Source organism: Chitinilyticum litopenaei DSM 21440 (genome assembly GCF_000428145.1).
Taxonomy (GTDB): Bacteria; Pseudomonadota; Gammaproteobacteria; order Burkholderiales; family Chitinibacteraceae; genus Chitinilyticum; species Chitinilyticum litopenaei.
Window position 1 is genome coordinate 21157 of record NZ_ATZJ01000012.1, and the last position, 17649, is coordinate 38805.

The following is a 17649-nucleotide window of genomic DNA, read 5'->3' on the forward strand; positions in this document are numbered from 1 at the left end:
ATGATCAGCGTGTTCGATCTGTTCAAAATCGGCATCGGGCCGTCGAGCTCGCACACGGTGGGGCCGATGCGCGCGGCGCGGGCCTTTGTGCGGCTGTTGCGCCACGCCGGCCTGCTGGCCGGGGTGGCGCGGATCGAGGCCGCGCTGTACGGCTCGCTGGCGCTGACCGGCGAGGGGCACGGCACGGTGAACGCTGTGCTGCTGGGCCTGGAAGGCGCCGACCCCGCCAATGTCGACCCGGCCTGGCTGCTGGCGCGCGCGGGCCAGCTGCGCGCCGGCGCCGCGCTGCAGCTGGGGGGCGAGCATACTGTCGACTTTGCCTTTGCCCGCGACCTGCAGCTCAACAAGCACCAGTTCCTGCCGCGCCACGCCAACGGCATGCGCTTTCGCGCCTTCTCTGCCGATGGCGCCGAGTTGTGCCGCGAGGTGTATTACTCGGTGGGCGGCGGTTTCGTGCAGACCGAGGCCGAGCTGGACGCCCCGCCGGCCGGCGGGCTCGCCGTACCGTATCCCTTTGCCTCGGCGGCGGAGCTGATCGCGCTGTGCCGCGCGCAGAACCGCAGCATCGCCCAGCTGGTGATGGCCAATGAATGCGCGCACCGCAGCGAGGCCGAGGTGCGGCGCGGCCTGCTCGACATTGCCGCCGTGATGGCCGATTGCATCCAGCGCGGCAGTGGGCATGACGAGGCGGAATTGCCTGGCGGCTACCGCGTGCGGCGGCGCGCGCCGGCGATCATGAAAAAACTCACGCAGCTGCAATATGCTGGCCGCGCCGACATCATGCTCTGGCCGATGGTCTATGCCATCGCCGTGTCGGAAGAAAACGCCGCCGGCGGGCGCGTCGTCACCGCACCGACCAATGGCGCGGCCGGCATCATCCCGGCGGTGCTGCAGTATTACCGCAACTTCGCGCCCAATGCCTCGGATGAGGGCGTGGTCGATTTCCTGCTGACTGCGGCGGCCATCGGCATGCTGTATAAAATGAACGCGTCGATTTCCGGCGCCGAGGTCGGCTGCCAGGGCGAGGTGGGCGTGGCCTGCTCGATGGCCGCCGGCGCGTATTGCGCGGTGCTGGGCGGCACGCTGGCGCAGATCGAGAATGCCGCCGAAATCGCCATGGAACATCATCTGGGCCTGACCTGCGATCCGGTCGGCGGGCTGGTGCAAGTGCCCTGCGTCGAGCGCAACGGCGTCGCCGCCGAAAAGGCGATCAAGGTCGCGCAGCTGGCCTTGCTGGAAAACGGCGAGCATCTGGTCTCGCTCGACAAGGTGATCGAGACCATGCTGCGCACCGGCCAGGACATGCAGCACAGCTACAAGGAAACCGCGCTCGGCGGGCTGGCGCTGACCGTGGGGGTGCCGGCCTGTTGATTGGGATGGGTATTGCCGTGTGACCATTTTCAGGAAATGGCTGTGGCTTGATGGGGTGGTGGGTATTGGGTGGCGGGGGGCGGCATGGCCGCGCGACATGGCCGGGCTTGTCAGCTATAGTGAAAGCCAGCCCTGTCCATCCTGCCGAGACTGTCATGCCCGCACCGCACACCGCCCCCAAAACGGCCGAGGCACTGCGCGAAGAACGTTTTCACCTGCTGGAAGACATCGCCCGCGAGCTGGCGGGCGATGTCGTTTTTCCGGTGTGTTTTGACGCCACGATACGCATCAGCTCGGTCATGCGCAGCCAGACCGCCTCGCTGCAGCGCATCGCGCAGGAAGTGCAGAAAGACCCGCTGATCACCACCAAACTGCTCAAGCTCGCCAATACCACCGCCTTCAATCCCGGCGGGCGGCCGGTGCTCGATCTGGGCTCGGCGGTGCTGCGGCTGGGCATGCAGACCACCCGCTCGGTCGCCATGGCCTGTTCGCTGCAACAGCTCAGCAAGGGCGAAGGCGCGGCAGCCTTCGAAGACAAGGCGCAGGCGCTCTGGCGGCACAGCATGCGCACCGCGGCCTATGCGATGGTGCTGGCGCGGCGACTGACGCGTCACAACCCGGATGTCGCCATGCTGGCCGGGCTGGTGCACGACCTGGGCGCGTTTTTCCTGCTGGATCGTGCCGGGCATTATCCCGAACTCGTCGAGCGTCCCGCCTCCGTCGATTATCTGGTGGCGCAATGGCATGACAGCATCGGCGCCACGCTGATGAGCACGCTGGGCATGCCCGAAGAGGTGATCGACGCCGTGCATGAAATCGACCTGCCACGACCGCCCGTCGAGCAGCTGCGCACGCTGAACGATCTGCTCTACGTCGCCAATCTGTTTGCCGGCGGGGTGGAGGAAATGCGGCGCATGGATGTGCCGATGCTGGAAGACCCGGCCGAATTGTCCGACCCGCAGTATCTGGACTGCCAGGACGAGGCCGAAGCCAACTGCGCCGAAATGCTCAATGTCTGGTAGTGCGACTCGCCCTATTGCCGCTTCAGGCCTTGCCAGCTGATCACATTGACCCCGTGTTCCAGCGCAAACAGCCTGGCGCGCTGGCCGGCCAGCGCCGTGCGCAAGGCACTGCGCGCGTCGGCCACGCGGATCGGGCGGTCGGGGCGGGCCGGCAAGGCGGCGGCAATCATTTCCGCATCGGCCAGGGTAAAGCGGGTGGCCAGTTGCACCTCGCACGGCGCCGCCGTGACTGGCTTGTGATCGCGCATCACGAACTGCAGCGGCGTATCGCCGGCAAGAATCAGAAATACGCTGCTGTTGTCCAGCGCCTCGGCGCGGGCCAGTTCGTGGCTTAATTCGGCAATGCTGGTTTGCAGGCTGCGGCGCAGCGCATCGTTATCCTGGCTCATGCTGTGTGGGGCTCGCGGCGGTAGTAAAGGTCCAGCTCATCACTGTGTTGCAGGGTAAAACCGTGGCGCTGGTAAAAGCGCTTGGCCGCACTGTCGCGCAGGGCGCCCAGCGTGATGGCGCATCCGGCCTGATCGGCCCGGGCGCACAGTTGGCGCAGTAGCAGCGAGCCCAGCCCTTGCCCCTGTGCATCGGGATGCAGGTACAGGTGGTCAAGCTGCCAGTCTGGGGCCGCGCAGCGCAGCTGGTAAAAGCCAAGCAGCGAACCAGCCCGGAACAGCCGAACCGTGGCCTCTGGCGCAAAGCTGGCGGCAAAGCGCTGGCGCGAGCGCACCTCATCGTACCGTCCCAGACGCATCAGGCTGTCGCGCATGGCGGCCAGTCGCAGCTGGTGCAGTGCTTCAAAATCGGTGGCCAGGGCGGGAAGGTAGTCGATGGGCATCGGCAAGCTCGCCAAAAGCGCGAGTATGCCAGTGTAACTGCCGCCAAAAGCCACATTCGTTACAGGGTTTTGCCCGATCACGCGCTACACTGCCGTTTTGCCCGTATTGGAAAGCCTTCAACGCCATGTCAAACCTGCCTGCCTGCCCCCAGTGCACACTGGAAAACACCTATCCCGATGGCGATAAGCTCGTCTGTGCCGATTGCGGCTTTGAATGGTCGACCGAGGCCGATGCCGGTGGCGATGACGACACGGTGGCGCTGGTGCGCGATGCCAACGGCAATGTGCTCAATGACGGCGACGCGGTGGTGCTGATCAAGGACCTGAAGGTCAAGGGGTCGTCGATCACGCTCAAGCAGGGCAGCAAGGTCAAGAGCATCCGGCTGGTGAGCGGTGGCGACCACGAAGTCGACTGCAAGCTCGACGCCGGGCAGTTCATGCTCAAGGCCTGCTTTTTGAAAAAGGTTTGAGTGCCGCATGACGCCGGAGCAGCGCTGCGCCAGATTGGCCAGGGTGCTGGGGGCTGCGAGGGCAATTGTTGCCCAGCAGGCTGGCCTGGCCGTTGGCGTTCGCCGGCTGCAGGGCCGTGTTTCCTTGCTTGATCAACCGTGGCAACACCAGTTTGCCGTGCGTTTTCCGGTCTTTGCGGCGTTTGTCGGGGCAATCCCTCCTGCCTTGCCCTTGGGCACTGCCAGATTGCACTGGCAAGCAGAATCCCTGCTGGCCTGCGAGCCACAGCTCATTGCCATCGAGGTGCAATTCAGGGAGCGGATTCTTGATGCCGCCTTGCAGTTGATCAGGGAGCTGGAGACCGGGCAATCCGCTTTCTGAGCGCCCATGCCAAAACCCGGCCGTGGCCGGGTTTTGGCATTCCTGCCAGGCAGAAATCGCTGCAGGGCGGGTAGAGTCAGTGGATTTCAATCTGCCGGCGCTTTGCCGTTGCCGGTTTTTTCGGCAGCAGCAGTTCCAGCACGCCATCCTGGTAGCTCGCGCTGGTGGCGGCCTCGTCGACTTCCTGGCCCAGCCGGAAGCTGCGCGACACCTGGCCGATGTAGCGCTCGCAGCGCAGCAGGCGGTCGCCGTCACGGCTTTCCGTTTCCTGCTTCACCTCGGCGTTGATGGTGACCACATCGCCATCCACGTGCACCCGGATGTCTTCCTTCTTCACGCCGGCCAGTTCCGCGTGCACCGTGTAGGCCTTGTCGTCTTCCTTCACGTCGACCCTGATCTGGCTGGGGGCGGCGGCAAAGTCGAGCGGGCGTACGAAGAAGCCGCGGAACAGGTCGTCCAGCGTGCCGAGCGGTTCCTGCAGATTGTCCAGTTTGCGTCTGATCAGGCTGTTCATGATGACACCTCCTTGTCATGGTTGCGTGGGCGTCCTGGCCTGTCAGCGCAGGCTTGCGCGGCAGGGCCGGATGACCCACATGAGCAAACACCCTTGTGCACTTCAGAAATAGGGCGTGCGCCAGCCGTTTTAAAGGGAGGGTGCGACGATTTTCCGCCGGGCGGCAGGCGCTTTTCCTGATGATTATTGGCGGGTATATCTCTGTAGCCTTTTACGTGTAATGGCTGTGGATTTATACATGATGATGTATGAAGTTCGGGGATTGCGGCTGGCTGGTGGCGGGACGATAATCGCGCCTCTTTGCCGAGGTAATCTGATCATGATGAACGAAGAGTCAAGCCCTGCCCCCTGCGTCGCCCAGCTGGTGGTGCACCGGGTCGGCAATCCCGTGCGTGGCGAGCCGCTGCAGCTGTCCGGGCGGGCGGCCGTGGTGGACGCCGAGGTGTCGCAGCTGATTCTGGACGGCTACCTCAAGGGCATCGTTTCCGACAAGAAAAAGCACCAGTTCATCCACCCCACCGATCTGAACCTCAACGAGCTGTATCACTACAAGCAGCAGTTTTTTCGCGGCGAGCTGGAGTTTGTTGCCCTGTCGCAGGCGATTGCGCAGCACCTGCATGCGCGCTCGCAACACCCGAACATCAGTGCCGGCGACCTGCTGGTGATCCTGTTCGAGGGCCTGCAGGAAGGCGAGGGCACGCAGCGCGCCATCGGCGTGTTCAAGTCGGAAATCCGCGACGATTTTCTGACGGTGGTCGAGTCCGGCGAGGTGATCGACCTGCGCCACGCCACCGGCATCAACCCGCGCCTGATCGACAAGGGCGCGCTGCTGCTGGAAAGCGGTCCGCTGGTCTACGCGGTCGACCGCCTGGCGCAAAACGCCAAGTTCTGGCTCGACGATTTCCTGCAGGTGCTGCGCCTGCCCGACCCGGCCAGCACCACCAAGCTGGTCGCCGATGTGCTCGAACAGGTATCCGAGCAGATCGCCGATGCGAAACAGCAAAGCCAGTTCAAGGAGGAGGTGCTCACGCGCTGCCGCGCCGACGAGGACTTTCTGCCCTGGGAGGTGACCGAGGTCGCCGAGAAATTCGTGCCGCGCGAGCAGGTGAACCAGGTGCTCGACGAGGCGGCGGCGTCGCACGGCTTTGCGCTCGAATCACTCGAAAAGACCACCCGCGTGCCGGCGAAAAACGTCGCCAAACGGCTGGAGCGCAGCTGGAGCAAGATCGGCATCGGCCACGGCGTGAGCATTCTGCAACCGTCGGATCTCAACCTCGAAGACGTGAATATCGAGAACGGCGCCGAGGAAATCGTGATGACGCTGTATTTCAGCAAGAAAACCTGATGGGTATGGCGCTGCAGCCTTTACTGTGAAAGGGCTGTGGAGTGGATGGTGGTTGGGTATGTGTTTCAGTGCCGCAGCGTGCGCGCCAGCACCCAGCCGATGACAAGGCCCGCGCCGGCGCGTTTCAGCGCGCGCGCGGCGGCATCCAGCGTCGCGCCGCTGGTCAGCACATCGTCGACGACAATCACCGTTTCCCCCGCCAGCTGGCCGTTGACGCGGAAGGCCTGGCGCAGATTGCGCGCCCGCGCCTTGCGGCTGAGCCGCGACTGGTGGCCGGTATCGCGCACGCGCGCCAGCAGGTCGTGGCGCAGCGGCAGGCCGGTCTGTTGCGCCAGCGCGCGGGCCAGCTCCGCGGCCTGGTTGAAGCCGCGCTCGCGCAGCCGGCCGGGATAGAGCGGCATGGGCAGCAGCAAGGCCGGGCCGGCCAGTGCGGGGCGGTGGCCGGCCAGCACGTGGCCGAGCAGCGCCCACAGCGGCCAGCGTCCGCCATACTTGCCGGCCAGGATCAGCGGGCTCAAGGGCGGCTGATAGGCAAACAGCGCATGGCAGGCATCAAAGCGCGGCGGTCTGGCGAGGCAGCCGCCACACAGGCCGCCCGCCGGCGTGGGCAGCGCGCAACGCGGGCAGCAGCGGCGATCCAGCCAGGGCAGGGCGGCGAGACAGGCGGGGCATAGGGCCTCCTTGCTGCTGCCGGCGCACAGCAGGCAGCGGCAGGGCAAGAGCCGGTCGGCAGCGGGCAGGCGCGCAAACAGCTTGTTCAAAAAACCGGGTGGCAAATTTGACAACTCCTTGCGGCCTTGCCGACAATGCGGCATCTCTTTTGTAGCGCGCCTTGCCGGAATAGTCACCATGAGCCAAGCCATGCCCCAAGCCACCGCCTGCCCAAGCAGCGCCACGGTGCAGACCATCGAACTCAAGCGCCCGACGCCGCATCCGCAGGCGCAGAACTGGTCGCTGGAGCAGATTGCCGCGCTGTTCGACTTGCCGTTCAACGATCTGCTCTTCAAGGCGCAAACGGTGCACCGCGAGCATTTCGACGCCAACCGCGTCCAGCTCTCGACGCTGCTGTCGGTGAAGACCGGCGGCTGTTCGGAAGATTGCGGCTACTGCTCGCAATCGGCGCGCCATGATACCGGGCTGGAGCGCGAGAAACTGATGACGGCCGAAGACGTGATCGATGCGGCCAGGATCGCCAGGGAAAACGGCTCGTCGCGCTTTTGCATGGGCGCGGCCTGGCGTGGTCCGAAAAACAAGGATCTTGACGAAGTGAAGCGCATGATCGCCGGCGTGAAGGCGCTGGGGCTGGAGACCTGTGCGACCTTCGGCATGCTCAAGGACGGCCAGGCCGAGCAGTTGCGCGAGGCGGGGCTGGATTATTACAACCACAACCTCGACACCAGCCCGGAAAAATACGGCGACATCGTTACCACGCACAGCTACGAGGATCGCCTCGATACGCTGGGCAAGGTGCGCAAGGCCGGCCTGAATGTGTGTTCGGGCGGCATCGTCGGCCTTGGCGAAACGCGCAGCGACCGCGTTGGCCTGATCGCACAGCTGGCCAACCTCGACCCGCAACCCGATTCGGTGCCGATCAACAATCTGGTGAAGATCGACGGCACGCCGCTCGACGGCAATGCGGCGGTGGACTGGACCGAATTCGTGCGCACGATTGCCGTGGCGCGCATCACCATGCCGAAATCCTTCGTCCGCCTGTCGGCCGGCCGCCAGCAAATGAACGAGAGCATGCAGTCGCTGTGTTTCCTCGCTGGTGCCAATTCGATTTTCTACGGCGACAAGCTTCTGACGACCGGCAACCCTGATGTCACGCGTGATCGCGAGCTGTTTGCCAAACTGGATATTCAACCCCTGTAAGCACGCTTCTCGCACGCAGCCGCAGGCCCTTGGTCGATGCCATCGTACTGTCTATGCTGATACTTACAACAGCGGCACTGCCGTTGCTGACAGGGCACAGTAAGTAAGGTTTTGGTGGTCACGGCGACGATAAGGAAATACTTTATCGACATGGCAACCCGCTGCCGGCAAGGTGACAGGCAGTAAAACCGGCCGCTGTGGGGCTGCGAGGGAGAATAAGCGTATGTCAGTAAGCAAGCGGGTGTTGGCCGCCATTGGCTTGATCAATGTGCTGGGTATCGTGGTGCTGGTGCTGCTGGTGAATCAGCTGGCAGCGCAAAGCGTGGGCTTGCAGGTGCTGATCTGGGGGGTGGGTCTGGCGGTGCTGCTTGTGCTGCAGGCACTGGTGATCGGGCATCTGCTCAAGCCGCTGGGCGTGCTGCAGGCCACCATGCGCCATCTGGCCGAAAGTGGCGGCGATCTGACAACCCGGTTGCCGGAAAACGGTGGTGCCGAGTTTGCCGACATTGCCCACGGCTTCAATCACTTCGCCACCGCTTTGCAGGGTACCTTTCGTGAAGTCCAGCGTGATATGGAAGGCCTGTCGCTGGGGCTGCGCGAGCTGACCACCGTGACCGGCCAACTGGTCAAGGACAGTCACACCCAGTCCGATTTTGCAGCTGCCTCGGCCGCAGCGGTGGAAGAAATCACCGTCAGCATCACCCACATCGCCGACAACGCCAACGATGTCGATGGCGTGGTGGCCGAGACCCAGCAATTGTCCGGCGTGAGCGCCGATGCCGTGCAGCGTGTGGCCGACGAGGTTGCGCGCATGTCGCGCAGTGTGCAGGAGCTGGGGCATACCATGAACGAGCTGGGCCAGCGTTCGCAGGAAATCGGCAGCATCGTCAGCGTGATTCAGGACATCGCCGAGCAGACCAATCTGCTGGCGCTGAACGCCGCCATCGAGGCGGCGCGCGCCGGCGAGCAGGGGCGCGGCTTTGCCGTGGTCGCCGACGAGGTGCGCAAGCTCGCCGAGCGCAGCGCCAAGGCGACCGTCGAAATCAAGGAGCGCATCAGCAAGGTCAGCGAGGAAACCCAGCTCGCGGTGGCCACGATGGGCGCGACCGCGCAAAGCGTGTCTGGCAGCGCCGAGCGTGCCGAAGAGGCGCGGCGTTCGATGCTGGACATCGGCAGCCGCATGCAGCATGTCTACACGGCCGTGCGCGAGATCGCCGAATCCACCCGCGAACAAACGGCCTCGAGCACCACGATGGCGCGCTCGGCCGAACAGATCAATGCCATGTCGCAGTCCACCGACTCGGCACTGCAGCAGGCCAAGCGCGCGCTCGAGCAGCTCGACGGCCGCGCCCGCGAGCTGATGGAGGCCGTGGGGCGCTTCCGCCTGGATGACATTACCGTGCTGCATGGCTGGTTTGCCGCCAGCGGCTTTCGCGCCGTGGCCGACATCAAGGCCAGGCTGAACAAGATCGGCCACCACTGGGCCGACATGCACAGCGGCAAGGATGTGCCGGGCATGCTGAAAAAAGCGGTGGAAGAGGGCAAGCTGCCCACCGCGGCGGCGATCGGCGGCGTCAAAACCCAGAACTGGGCCGGCAAGGGCGTGCTGGCCAATATGGATCAGCTGGCCGCCGAACAGCGCTGGGGGCAAATTCTGCCCAAGGTGCTGGATGACATGATGCATGCCGATGGTCACTATGTGGCCGTGCCGCTGGGCGTGGCGCGCGTGAATGTACTCTGGGTGAATACCCAGCTGATGCGCCGGGTGAATGTCAATCGCCCACCGGCCAGCTGGGACGAGTTCTTCGGCATTTGCGACCGACTGGTGCAGGCCGGCATCACGCCGATCGCGCACAGCGAGGTGAAATGGCAGGTGGCCACGCTGTTCGAGGCGGTCTCCTTGGGGCTGTGCGGCGCCAACTGGTATCTCGCCGCATTCAGCAAGCTCGACCAGTCGGCGCTGAACGGGCCGCAAACGATCAGGGCACTGGAAACCTTCCGCCGGCTCAAGCCTTACTGTTCTCCCGATCCGGTCGGGCGGGAATGGAATCTGGTCACTGCCGACATCATCAATGGCCGCGCGGCCATGCAGCTGATGGGCGACTGGGTGAAGGGCGAATTCGACACCGCCGGCAAGGCGCCTGGTAGCGACTACCTGTTCTGGGCCGCGCCCAACCAGGCCGGCGAATACAGCTTTGCGGCCGACACGCTGACGCTGTTCCGCCAGGACGATCCGGTGCGCCACAAGGCGCAGCGCGATTTTGCCGAGCTGCTGATGAGCAGCGAGGCGCAGGTCGCCTACAACAAGCACAAGGGCAGCATCCCGGCCCGTACCGACATCGACCACAACCAGCTGGATGCCTATGGGCGCGATTCGGCCAAGGATTTCGCACAGGCCGCCAGCAAGAACGTGCTCGTGCCGTCCTGGGCGCACAATATGGCCGTGCAGGACGACATGAAAAAGGCGCTGATCGAAGTCGTTTACGAGTACTGGGCCAATGACGGCATGAGCGCCGCCGCCGCCGCGGCCAAGCTTGCCGCCACGGCCAGACGCTGACCTGGCCGGTGCGGCACCGCTGCCACCTGCGGGTGGTCATGGTGGCAGCGCAGGCGACTCAGCCGGGAATCGCATCCAGTGCAGGGCGTGCATAGGCGCAGAGGACAGACACCTTGCTGCCCTTTCTGCTGTGCCTTGTTGCGTCCGGGCCCTGGGTCTGCGCTTGGCCTTGCACGTGATTGAACAGGCTCCAGGGCGTGCTCATGCTAGAATCGCGGCTTTGATTTTGATGTGCGGCTGCGTGCGCCGCGATGGGAGTCGAGATGTCGGGCAATACGCTGGGTCTGCTGTTTACCGTAACTTCGTTTGGCGAGTCGCATGGCCCGGCCATCGGCTGTGTCGTCGATGGCTGCCCTCCGGGAATGGCGCTGACGGCCGAGGACATCCAGATCGAGCTGGATCGCCGCAAGCCCGGCACCAGCCGCCACGTGACCCAGCGCCGCGAACCCGACCAGGTGGAAATCCTCTCCGGCGTGTTCGAGGGCAAGACCACGGGCACCTCGATTGGCCTGTTGATCCGCAACACCGACCAGCGCAGCCACGATTACGGCAAGATTGCCGAGACCTTCCGCCCGGGGCACGCTGATTACACCTACTGGCACAAGTACGGCATCCGCGATTACCGTGGTGGCGGTCGCTCCAGCGCGCGCGAAACCGCGGTGCGTGTTGCCGCTGGCGCCATTGCCAAGAAATGGCTGAAGGAAAAATACGGCGTGGTGATCCGCGCCTACATGAGCCAGCTGGGCGAAATCGACATTCCCTTCGAGAGCTGGGACGAGGTGGGCAACAACCCCTTCTTTGCACCCAATGCCGGGATAGTCCAGCAGCTCGAAGACTACATGGACGCCATCCGCAAGGAACGTGACTCGGTTGGCGCGAAAATTACCGTGGTCGCCGAAAATGTGCCGGTGGGCTGGGGCGAGCCGGTGTATGACCGCCTGGATGCCGACATCGCGTTCAACATGATGAACATCAACGCCGTGAAGGGCGTGGAAATCGGCGCCGGTTTCAAGTCGGTGGCCCAGCGCGGCAGCGAACACTGCGACGAGCTGACCCCGCAGGGCTTTGCTGCCAATGAGGCGGGCGGCATTCTCGGCGGCATCTCCACCGGCCAGGATATCGTGGTGAATATCGCGATCAAGCCGACGTCCAGCATCGCGCAGGAGCGCCATTCGATCGACAAGGATGGCAATCCGGTGCTGATGGCCACGACCGGCCGCCATGACCCCTGCGTCGGCATCCGTGCCGCGCCGATTGCCGAAGCCATGCTGGCGCTGACGCTGATCGACCACGCGCTGCGCCACCGCGCCCAATGCGCTGACGTCGTGGTGAATACACCGCGCATCCCCGGCCGCATCGCCTGAGCCGCGTCTGCGCATGAGCCGCATCCCCGCCGAAGTCGAGCACCTGTTCGCCGCCGAGCGCGAGGGCTGGACGCGGGTATCCGGCCTGGCGCTCGCGGCCATTGCGCTGGGCACGCTGTGGGTGCTCTGGCAGGCGCTGGGTGGTGACCAGTGGGTGCCGCTGCTCGATGGCGCCAACCTGCTGTTTCACGAAGCGGGCCATCCGCTGTTCGGCATCGTCAGCGAGCGCCTGACCGTCTATGGCGGCACGCTGGGCCAACTGGTGTTTCCCTGTGTGGTGCTCTGGCATTTCTGGCGCCGGCGCGAAAGCGCCAGTGCTGGTGTCGCCGCGCTGTGGCTGCTGGAAAACGGCCTGAACATCGGCCGCTACATGGCCGATGCCCGCGCGCAGCAGCTGCCGCTGGTCGGCAATGGCGAGCATGACTGGACCGAGATCCTCAGCCGCTGGGGCATGCTGCAACTGGATACCCTGCTGGCCGGCCTGCTGCGCGGCGCCTGCGTGCTGGGCATGCTGGCGGTGCTGCTCGTACTGGCGCGCTGCTGGTGGTTGCGGCGCGCGGAGGCCGGTTTTGACTGAGCTGCCCGGCAGGCATGGCAGCACGGAACGGGTGGCTCGTGGTTTTTACTTGGGTATATGCCGGAAGCCCTTTCTCTGCAAAGGCTTCATGGAGATACAATGATGCGTATATTTGCCTTCCTGCTGGTTCTGCTGTGTACGGCCTGTGCGTCGCCGCAATTCGTCGCCCAGGTGAGCAGTCGCAGCACGCTCACTGCCAGCGCGCCGCTGGCCGGCAAGCGTTTTGTCATCGAGCGCAAGGCCGGGCAGGAGCAAAGCCTGGCGCGGCAGGACTATGAAGCCCAGGTGAGCGCCGCGCTGAAGCAGCGCGGCATGGTGCAGGTTGGCGACAGCCGCTTTGCCGACTGGCTGGTCCAGTTTGATTACCGGCTGACCGGTCCGCTGAAAAGCACGACGTCCACGCCCTTCTGGGGCACGGTCGGCATCGGTACCGGCGGCTGGCATGGCGTGGGAATCGGCATGACCATCCCGATTTTCCAGGAGATGATCGCCACCACCTACTTTGGCCGCGAGCTGAATCTGGACATTTACGACCCGCGTGCGCTGCAAAGCGGGCAGTTTGCCAAGCTGTATGAAAGCCGGGCGCTGAACGCCAGCCCGGAAAACGTGCTGGAGCCCGCCGTGCCCTGGCTGATCCGCGCCGTATTCCAGGAGTTCCCCGTGGCCGGCAACAGCCGGCGCGAAGTACGCCTGCCGCTGACGCCGCCCGCCGGCAGCCAGCCCTGAGCCGCCCTTTTCCGAGAAGAGTTTCCGCGTGACACCCGATCAATATTGCGAAGACAAGGCCGCGAAAAGCGGCTCCAGTTTCTATGCCAGCTTTCGTTTCCTGCCCACGGACAAGCGCCGCGCCATCACCGCCTTGTACGCCTTTTGCCGCGAGGTGGACGATGTCGTTGATGAAACGCATGATGAACAGGTCGCGCGCACCACGCTCAACTGGTGGCGCGGCGAGATCGACCAGATGTACGCTGGCAACCCCCAGCATCCCGTCACGCGCGCCCTGCTGCCGGCGGTGAAGGCCTACGATCTGCAGCGCGAGCATTTTCTGGAAATCATCGACGGCATGCAGATGGATCTGGACGTGCCGCGCTACAACGCCTTCAAGGACCTGCAACTGTACTGCTATCGCGTCGCCTCGGTCGTCGGCATTCTGGTGGCCGGCATTTTCGGCTACCAGGATCGCAAGACGCTGAAATACGCGCACGATCTGGGCATCGCCTTCCAGCTCACCAACATCATCCGCGATGTCGGCGAAGACCTGCGGCGCGGTCGCGTTTACCTGCCGGTGGAGGAACTGCAGCGCTTCAATGTGCCGATGGATGACCTCAGCCATTACCGCGAAACACCCGAATTCCGCGCCCTGATGGAGTTCCAGATCGAGCGGGCGGAACAATTCTATGACCAGGCGCTGGCGCAGCTGCCGAAGGTGGATCGCAAGAATCAGCGCTGCGGGCTCATCATGGCCGCCATCTATCGCACCACCTTGCAGGAAATCCGCAAGGATGGCGCCGAAAAGGTGCTCAACCAGCGCCTGAGCCTGGGCGGCGCGCGCAAGATCTGGCTGGCCTGGCGCGCCTGGTGGCAGAACCGCTGATGCTTGCCTGTTTCCCGGTTGGCAGGGCATGACGGCCTCCCGCATTGCCATCATCGGCGGCGGTTACGCCGGCATGGCCGCTGCCGTGACGCTGGCGGCGGCCGGTGCGCGCGTGTGCGTGTTCGAAGGCGCAAAGACACTGGGTGGCCGTGCCCGTGCCGTCGAGCTCGACGGCCGGCTGCTCGACAATGGCCAGCACATCCTCATCGGCGCCTACCGCACCTTGCTGGGGCTGATGCAGCAGGTGGGCGTGGCGGAAGCGACGGCGCTGCTGCGCCTGCCGCTGACGCTGCAGCAGCGGGTTCCGCGTGGCGAGGCCCGGGGCGACTTCCGCATGGTCGCGCCCGACTGGCCGGCGCCGCTGCACAGCCTGGGTGCGCTGCTGGGCGCGCAGGGACTGGCCTGGCGCGAAAAATTCAGCCTGGCGCGCTTGCTGCTGCAGGCACAGCTGGGCGGTTTCCGGCTCAAACAGGATGGCACGGTGCTCGACTGGCTGCGTGCCGGCGGGCAGTCGCCAGCGCTGATCGAACGCTTCTGGCAGCCGCTGACGGTCGCCGCCCTCAATACCCCGCTGGAAAGCGCCTCCGCGCAAGTGCTGCTCACCGTCTTGCGTGACAGCCTGCTGGGCGCGCGGCGCGATGGCGATCTGCTGATTCCGCGCATCGATTTCACCGCGCTGTTCCCGCAGCCGGCCGCCGACTGGCTGGCGCAGCGCGACGGCGAAGTCCGCTGCAGCACACCGGTGCGCGCGCTGGCGCGCGAAGAGGCGGGCTGGCGGATCAATGACGGAGCAGAGCGCTTTGCCGCCGTGGTGCTCGCCGTGTCGCCGCAACGGGCGTCTGCGCTGCTGCCCGAGCAGGCCGCGCTTGCCCCGCTGCGCGCGACACTGAGCGCCTTCCGCTATCAGCCCATCCAGACCGTCTACCTGCAGTATGCCGAGACGGTAAGGCTGGATCTGCCCATGCAGGGCGTGGCTGGCGGGCTGTGCCAGTGGGTGTTCGACCGTGGCCGGATTCACGGTACGCCGGGGCTGCTGGCCGTGGTGCTGTCGGCGCGCGGCGCATACAGCGACTGGGATGCCGCGACGCTGGCCGGGCGCGTGCATGCGGAACTGCAGCAGTTTTTTGCGCTCGACCAGGCACCGCGCTGGCATCGCGTGATTCATGAAAAGCGTGCCACCTTTGCCTGCACACCGGGGCTGCCGCGTCCGGGCAATGCCAGTGGCGTGGCCGGATTGTGGCTGGCCGGCGATTACACGGCCAGCGCTGACGGCAACGGCGATTATCCGGCCACGCTGGAAGCCGCCGCACGCAGCGGCGTGGCGGCTGCGCAGGGTGTGCTGCGCGAGACGGGCATGCTGTGAGACTATGTGTCAGGACAATGAGATGTAGTCATATTTTGTGGGTATGTGCCTGTGGCTCATGCCAGGAAAGGGTTTCAGGTCAATACATTAATATGTATTGCCATTGGGGAAGACAATGAGTGATTGGAAACATTATCAGGCGCCCGCCGATGCACTGGCTGGCCGGGTCATTCTGGTGACCGGCGCGGGGCAGGGCATCGGTGCGGCTGCCGCGCTGGCCTATGCCCGGCATGGTGCCACGGTGATCCTGCTGGGGCGCAACGAGAAAAAGCTGGCGCGCACCTACGATGCGATCGAAGCCGCGGGCGGCGCGCAACCGGCCGCCATTCCCATGGATCTGGCCAAGATCGGCGAAACCGAAATCGCCCAGCTGGGCATCACGCTGCGCAAGGAATTCGGCCGGCTGGACGGCATTCTGCATGCCGCCAACGGCTTTTCCTTCCTGTCGCCGCTGACGAACCAGAAGCTCGACGAATGGGTGGACATGTTCAAGGTCAATGTCGCGGCGCCGTTTGCCATCAATCGCGGCCTGCTGCCGCTGTTGAGCCAGGCGCCCGATGCGGCCATCGTGCACCTGGGGGAAAGTCATGCGCTGGCGCCCGCTGCCTTCTGGGGGGGCTATAGCGTGAGCCGTGCAGGGCAGAAAAATCTGGTCGAGATCGCCGCCAGCGAGTGGGACAACCTGCCGCAGCTGCGCATCAACCTGCTGGTGCCCGGTCCCATCCAGTCGCCCTTCCGGCTGGCGACCCATCCGGCCGAACCGCGCGACAGCCTGCCGCCAACCGAAGCCATCCTGCCGGCGCTGCTGTACTGGATGAGCGCGGCCAGTGCCGGCCAGAGCGGGCGCACGCTGTGCTTTGCCGAGGCCGGATAGCCCGGAGGGCCGCCGGTGGCTTGCGCATGGCGTACGCTGGGTGACTGTGAAAAATTCACGCTGCACCACAGCATGCGGGCTGGAACCAATCCGGGGGAGGCCGGTCAGAATCAGTGATTCGGTTCCGTGCGAATCCGATGTTGCCGCAACAGTGCGGGTGACATCACGCTCCAACTCTCCCTGATTGAACCCCGCCATTCGGCGGGGTCTTTTTTTGCGCCACGCGCCGGTAACTCAGCCAGGCGCCGATGCCACAGACGGCCAGCATGGCGGCCAGCGGCAACGTGGTGCTGCCATGCCAGCTGCCCATGATGACGCCGGTTACCGTGGCGATGGCGAATTGCAGCGTGCCGATCAGCGCCGAAGCCAGTCCGGCCTGCTGGCCGTGTCCGGCCAGGGCGCCGGCCATGGCATTGGGGGCGGCAAAGCCCAGCGCCGCCAGATAGCCGTACACGCAGGTCAGCACCAGCCAGAACGGCGGCAGCCCGAGCAGCAGCGTGGCGGCCAGCAGCACGGCGGCAAGCACGGTCAGTACCGCCACAGCGCGGCCAAGCAGGCTGTCGAGATCCTGCGTTTTCAGGAAACGGGCATTGAGCTGGCTGGCCAGGATGTAGCAGGCCGCGATGCTGCCGAACACCAGGCTGTAGCTGGCCGGGCTCAGGCCGTACAGGCTCATCATCACCACCGGCGAGCCGGTGATGTAGGCAAACAGCCCGGCCACGGCCAGTCCGCCGGTCAGCGCATAGGCCATGAAATGCCCGTCGCGCAGCAAGCGGCCATAGCTTGCCAGGGTCACGCCCGGCCGGAAGGGCGCGCTGTGCTGCGGCGGACGCGTTTCCTGCAGGCTCAGGTGCAGCAGCACGAAGCACAGTGCGGCAAAGGCGGCGAGCAGCGCGAAGATCGGTCGCCAGCCGGCCGACACCACGATCCAGCTGCCCAGCAGCGGCGCGAGAATGGGCGCGACGCCCATGACCAGCACCAGCGAGGAGAATACCTGCGCGGCTTCGCGCGGCTCGCAGCGGTCACGCACCACGGCCCGGGCAATCACCATGCCGGCGCAGCCGCCCAGCGCCTGCACGAAGCGCAGGACGATCAGCTGCTCGATGCTGGCGGCCAGCGCGCAGCCGATGGACGCGGCGATATACACCAGCAGGCCGATCAGCAGGGGGCGCTTGCGGCCAAAATGGTCGGACAGCGGGCCATACAGCGACTGGCCCAGCGCCAGTCCGATGAAATAGCTGGCCAGCGTCAGCTGTACGGTGGCTTCCGGGCTGCCCAGGCTTTGTGCGATTGCCGGCAGTCCCGGCAGATACATGTCAATCGACAGCGGACCCAGCGCGGTGACCGCGCCCAGCAGCACGATCCAGCCGGCAAAGCGCCGATGTGCTGTCGCCTCTGACATTCTTGAGGTTTGATCCATAGGTATGTGCCTGTAGCCAAACAATGATAAAGGCCCCATGTTCATACAGTGGTTAGTATGTCTGGAGCCTCCTGCTACTGTATGTCTGCCGCTGGCCCGGCTCAAGGCAAATAATG

Annotated in this window: 18 protein-coding genes; 13 read left to right on the forward strand and 5 right to left on the reverse strand. The window is 65.0% G+C overall.

Going from position 1 to position 17649, the window contains the following annotated elements:
* Both C515_RS0106390 and C515_RS0106395 read left to right on the forward strand, forming a co-directional pair.
* Positions 1-1371 carry an L-serine ammonia-lyase gene (locus C515_RS0106390; protein ID WP_028454857.1) on the forward strand — a complete coding sequence of 457 codons (1371 nt, stop codon included), beginning with the start codon at positions 1-3 and terminating at the stop codon, positions 1369-1371.
* Between the two features lie 155 nt (positions 1372-1526).
* Positions 1527-2393 (forward strand): HDOD domain-containing protein, encoded by an 867-nt coding sequence (locus C515_RS0106395; RefSeq protein ID WP_028454858.1) that lies wholly within the window; start codon positions 1527-1529, stop codon positions 2391-2393.
* Positions 2394-2404: 11 nt separating this feature from the next.
* Here C515_RS0106395 and C515_RS0106400 read toward each other — a convergent pair whose 3' ends face one another.
* Together C515_RS0106400 and C515_RS0106405 are read right to left on the reverse strand one after the other, a co-directional pair.
* Positions 2405-2782 carry a hypothetical protein gene (locus tag C515_RS0106400; protein WP_028454859.1) on the reverse strand — a complete coding sequence of 126 codons (378 nt, stop codon included), beginning with the start codon at positions 2780-2782 and terminating at the stop codon, positions 2405-2407.
* Positions 2779-3222, reverse strand: a complete 444-nt coding sequence (locus C515_RS0106405; RefSeq protein ID WP_028454860.1) for a GNAT family N-acetyltransferase — start codon at positions 3220-3222, stop codon at positions 2779-2781. Before C515_RS0106405 ends, C515_RS0106400 begins: the two co-directional genes overlap by 4 nt.
* A gap of 125 nt (positions 3223-3347) precedes the next feature.
* Between C515_RS0106405 and C515_RS0106410 the strand changes: the two genes are divergently transcribed.
* Both C515_RS0106410 and C515_RS23995 read left to right on the forward strand, forming a co-directional pair.
* A complete protein-coding gene (locus C515_RS0106410; RefSeq protein WP_028454861.1) occupies positions 3348-3692 on the forward strand; it encodes a zinc ribbon domain-containing protein YjdM in 345 nt (114 codons plus the stop codon).
* Between the two features lie 157 nt (positions 3693-3849).
* On the forward strand, positions 3850-4053 hold the full coding sequence (locus C515_RS23995) for a hypothetical protein (protein WP_158380787.1): 204 nt from the start codon (positions 3850-3852) through the stop codon (positions 4051-4053).
* A 76-nt stretch (positions 4054-4129) separates the two neighbouring features.
* Here the strand turns inward: C515_RS23995 and C515_RS0106420 are convergent, their stop codons facing one another.
* On the reverse strand, positions 4130-4567 hold the full coding sequence (locus C515_RS0106420) for an Hsp20/alpha crystallin family protein (RefSeq protein WP_028454863.1): 438 nt from the start codon (positions 4565-4567) through the stop codon (positions 4130-4132).
* 319 nt (positions 4568-4886) lie between these two features.
* Here C515_RS0106420 and C515_RS0106425 point away from each other — a divergent pair, with 319 nt between their 5' ends.
* Entirely contained in the window at positions 4887-5912 is a 1026-nt protein-coding gene (locus C515_RS0106425) for a nucleoid-associated protein (RefSeq protein WP_028454864.1), read from the forward strand.
* 65 nt (positions 5913-5977) lie between these two features.
* On the opposite strand, the gene C515_RS0106430 is transcribed toward C515_RS0106425, so the two are convergent.
* Positions 5978-6688, reverse strand: a complete 711-nt coding sequence (locus tag C515_RS0106430) for a ComF family protein (RefSeq protein WP_211233999.1) — start codon at positions 6686-6688, stop codon at positions 5978-5980.
* Between the two features lie 85 nt (positions 6689-6773).
* Here C515_RS0106430 and bioB point away from each other — a divergent pair, with 85 nt between their 5' ends.
* The 8 genes from bioB (at position 6774) to C515_RS0106470 (ending at position 16113) form a co-directional block, all read left to right on the forward strand.
* Positions 6774-7784, forward strand: a complete 1011-nt coding sequence (gene bioB, locus C515_RS0106435) for a biotin synthase BioB (protein ID WP_028454866.1) — start codon at positions 6774-6776, stop codon at positions 7782-7784.
* Positions 7785-8007: 223 nt separating this feature from the next.
* Positions 8008-10341 (forward strand): extracellular solute-binding protein, encoded by a 2334-nt coding sequence (locus C515_RS22355; RefSeq protein ID WP_081686796.1) that lies wholly within the window; start codon positions 8008-8010, stop codon positions 10339-10341.
* Between the two features lie 263 nt (positions 10342-10604).
* On the forward strand, positions 10605-11705 hold the full coding sequence (gene aroC / locus C515_RS0106445) for a chorismate synthase (protein WP_028454868.1): 1101 nt from the start codon (positions 10605-10607) through the stop codon (positions 11703-11705).
* A gap of 13 nt (positions 11706-11718) precedes the next feature.
* Entirely contained in the window at positions 11719-12282 is a 564-nt protein-coding gene (locus C515_RS0106450) for a hypothetical protein (protein WP_028454869.1), read from the forward strand.
* Positions 12283-12381: 99 nt separating this feature from the next.
* Positions 12382-13008, forward strand: coding sequence for a DUF4136 domain-containing protein (locus C515_RS0106455; protein ID WP_028454870.1), 627 nt, complete (start codon positions 12382-12384; stop codon positions 13006-13008).
* Positions 13009-13036: 28 nt separating this feature from the next.
* Positions 13037-13876, forward strand: coding sequence for a presqualene diphosphate synthase HpnD (gene hpnD, locus C515_RS0106460; protein ID WP_028454871.1), 840 nt, complete (start codon positions 13037-13039; stop codon positions 13874-13876).
* A gap of 28 nt (positions 13877-13904) precedes the next feature.
* Positions 13905-15239: a hydroxysqualene dehydroxylase HpnE gene (hpnE, locus tag C515_RS0106465; RefSeq protein WP_028454872.1), complete on the forward strand. Its 1335-nt coding sequence runs from the start codon at positions 13905-13907 to the stop codon at positions 15237-15239.
* A 115-nt stretch (positions 15240-15354) separates the two neighbouring features.
* Positions 15355-16113: an SDR family NAD(P)-dependent oxidoreductase gene (locus C515_RS0106470; protein ID WP_028454873.1), complete on the forward strand. Its 759-nt coding sequence runs from the start codon at positions 15355-15357 to the stop codon at positions 16111-16113.
* Positions 16114-16276: 163 nt separating this feature from the next.
* On the opposite strand, the gene C515_RS19860 is transcribed toward C515_RS0106470, so the two are convergent.
* The gene (locus C515_RS19860) at positions 16277-17515 is read right to left on the reverse strand and encodes a multidrug effflux MFS transporter (protein WP_051304697.1); all 1239 of its coding nucleotides are present in this window, start codon (positions 17513-17515) and stop codon (positions 16277-16279) included.
* Between the last annotated feature and the right edge of the window lie 134 nt (positions 17516-17649).

Coding starts and splice junctions, on each gene's coding strand:
- C515_RS0106390 (WP_028454857.1), top strand. CDS start 1: ATGATCAGCGTGTTCGATCTGTTCAAAATCGGCATCGGGCCGTCGAGC.
- C515_RS0106395 (WP_028454858.1), top strand. CDS start 1,527: ATGCCCGCACCGCACACCGCCCCCAAAACGGCCGAGGCACTGCGCGAA.
- C515_RS0106400 (WP_028454859.1), bottom strand. CDS start 2,782: ATGAGCCAGGATAACGATGCGCTGCGCCGCAGCCTGCAAACCAGCATT.
- C515_RS0106405 (WP_028454860.1), bottom strand. CDS start 3,222: ATGCCCATCGACTACCTTCCCGCCCTGGCCACCGATTTTGAAGCACTG.
- C515_RS0106410 (WP_028454861.1), top strand. CDS start 3,348: ATGTCAAACCTGCCTGCCTGCCCCCAGTGCACACTGGAAAACACCTAT.
- C515_RS0106420 (WP_028454863.1), bottom strand. CDS start 4,567: ATGAACAGCCTGATCAGACGCAAACTGGACAATCTGCAGGAACCGCTC.
- C515_RS0106425 (WP_028454864.1), top strand. CDS start 4,887: ATGATGAACGAAGAGTCAAGCCCTGCCCCCTGCGTCGCCCAGCTGGTG.
- bioB (WP_028454866.1), top strand. CDS start 6,774: ATGCCCCAAGCCACCGCCTGCCCAAGCAGCGCCACGGTGCAGACCATC.
- C515_RS22355 (WP_081686796.1), top strand. CDS start 8,008: ATGTCAGTAAGCAAGCGGGTGTTGGCCGCCATTGGCTTGATCAATGTG.
- aroC (WP_028454868.1), top strand. CDS start 10,605: ATGTCGGGCAATACGCTGGGTCTGCTGTTTACCGTAACTTCGTTTGGC.
- C515_RS0106450 (WP_028454869.1), top strand. CDS start 11,719: ATGAGCCGCATCCCCGCCGAAGTCGAGCACCTGTTCGCCGCCGAGCGC.
- C515_RS0106455 (WP_028454870.1), top strand. CDS start 12,382: ATGATGCGTATATTTGCCTTCCTGCTGGTTCTGCTGTGTACGGCCTGT.
- hpnE (WP_028454872.1), top strand. CDS start 13,905: ATGACGGCCTCCCGCATTGCCATCATCGGCGGCGGTTACGCCGGCATG.
- C515_RS0106470 (WP_028454873.1), top strand. CDS start 15,355: ATGAGTGATTGGAAACATTATCAGGCGCCCGCCGATGCACTGGCTGGC.
- C515_RS19860 (WP_051304697.1), bottom strand. CDS start 17,515: ATGTCAGAGGCGACAGCACATCGGCGCTTTGCCGGCTGGATCGTGCTG.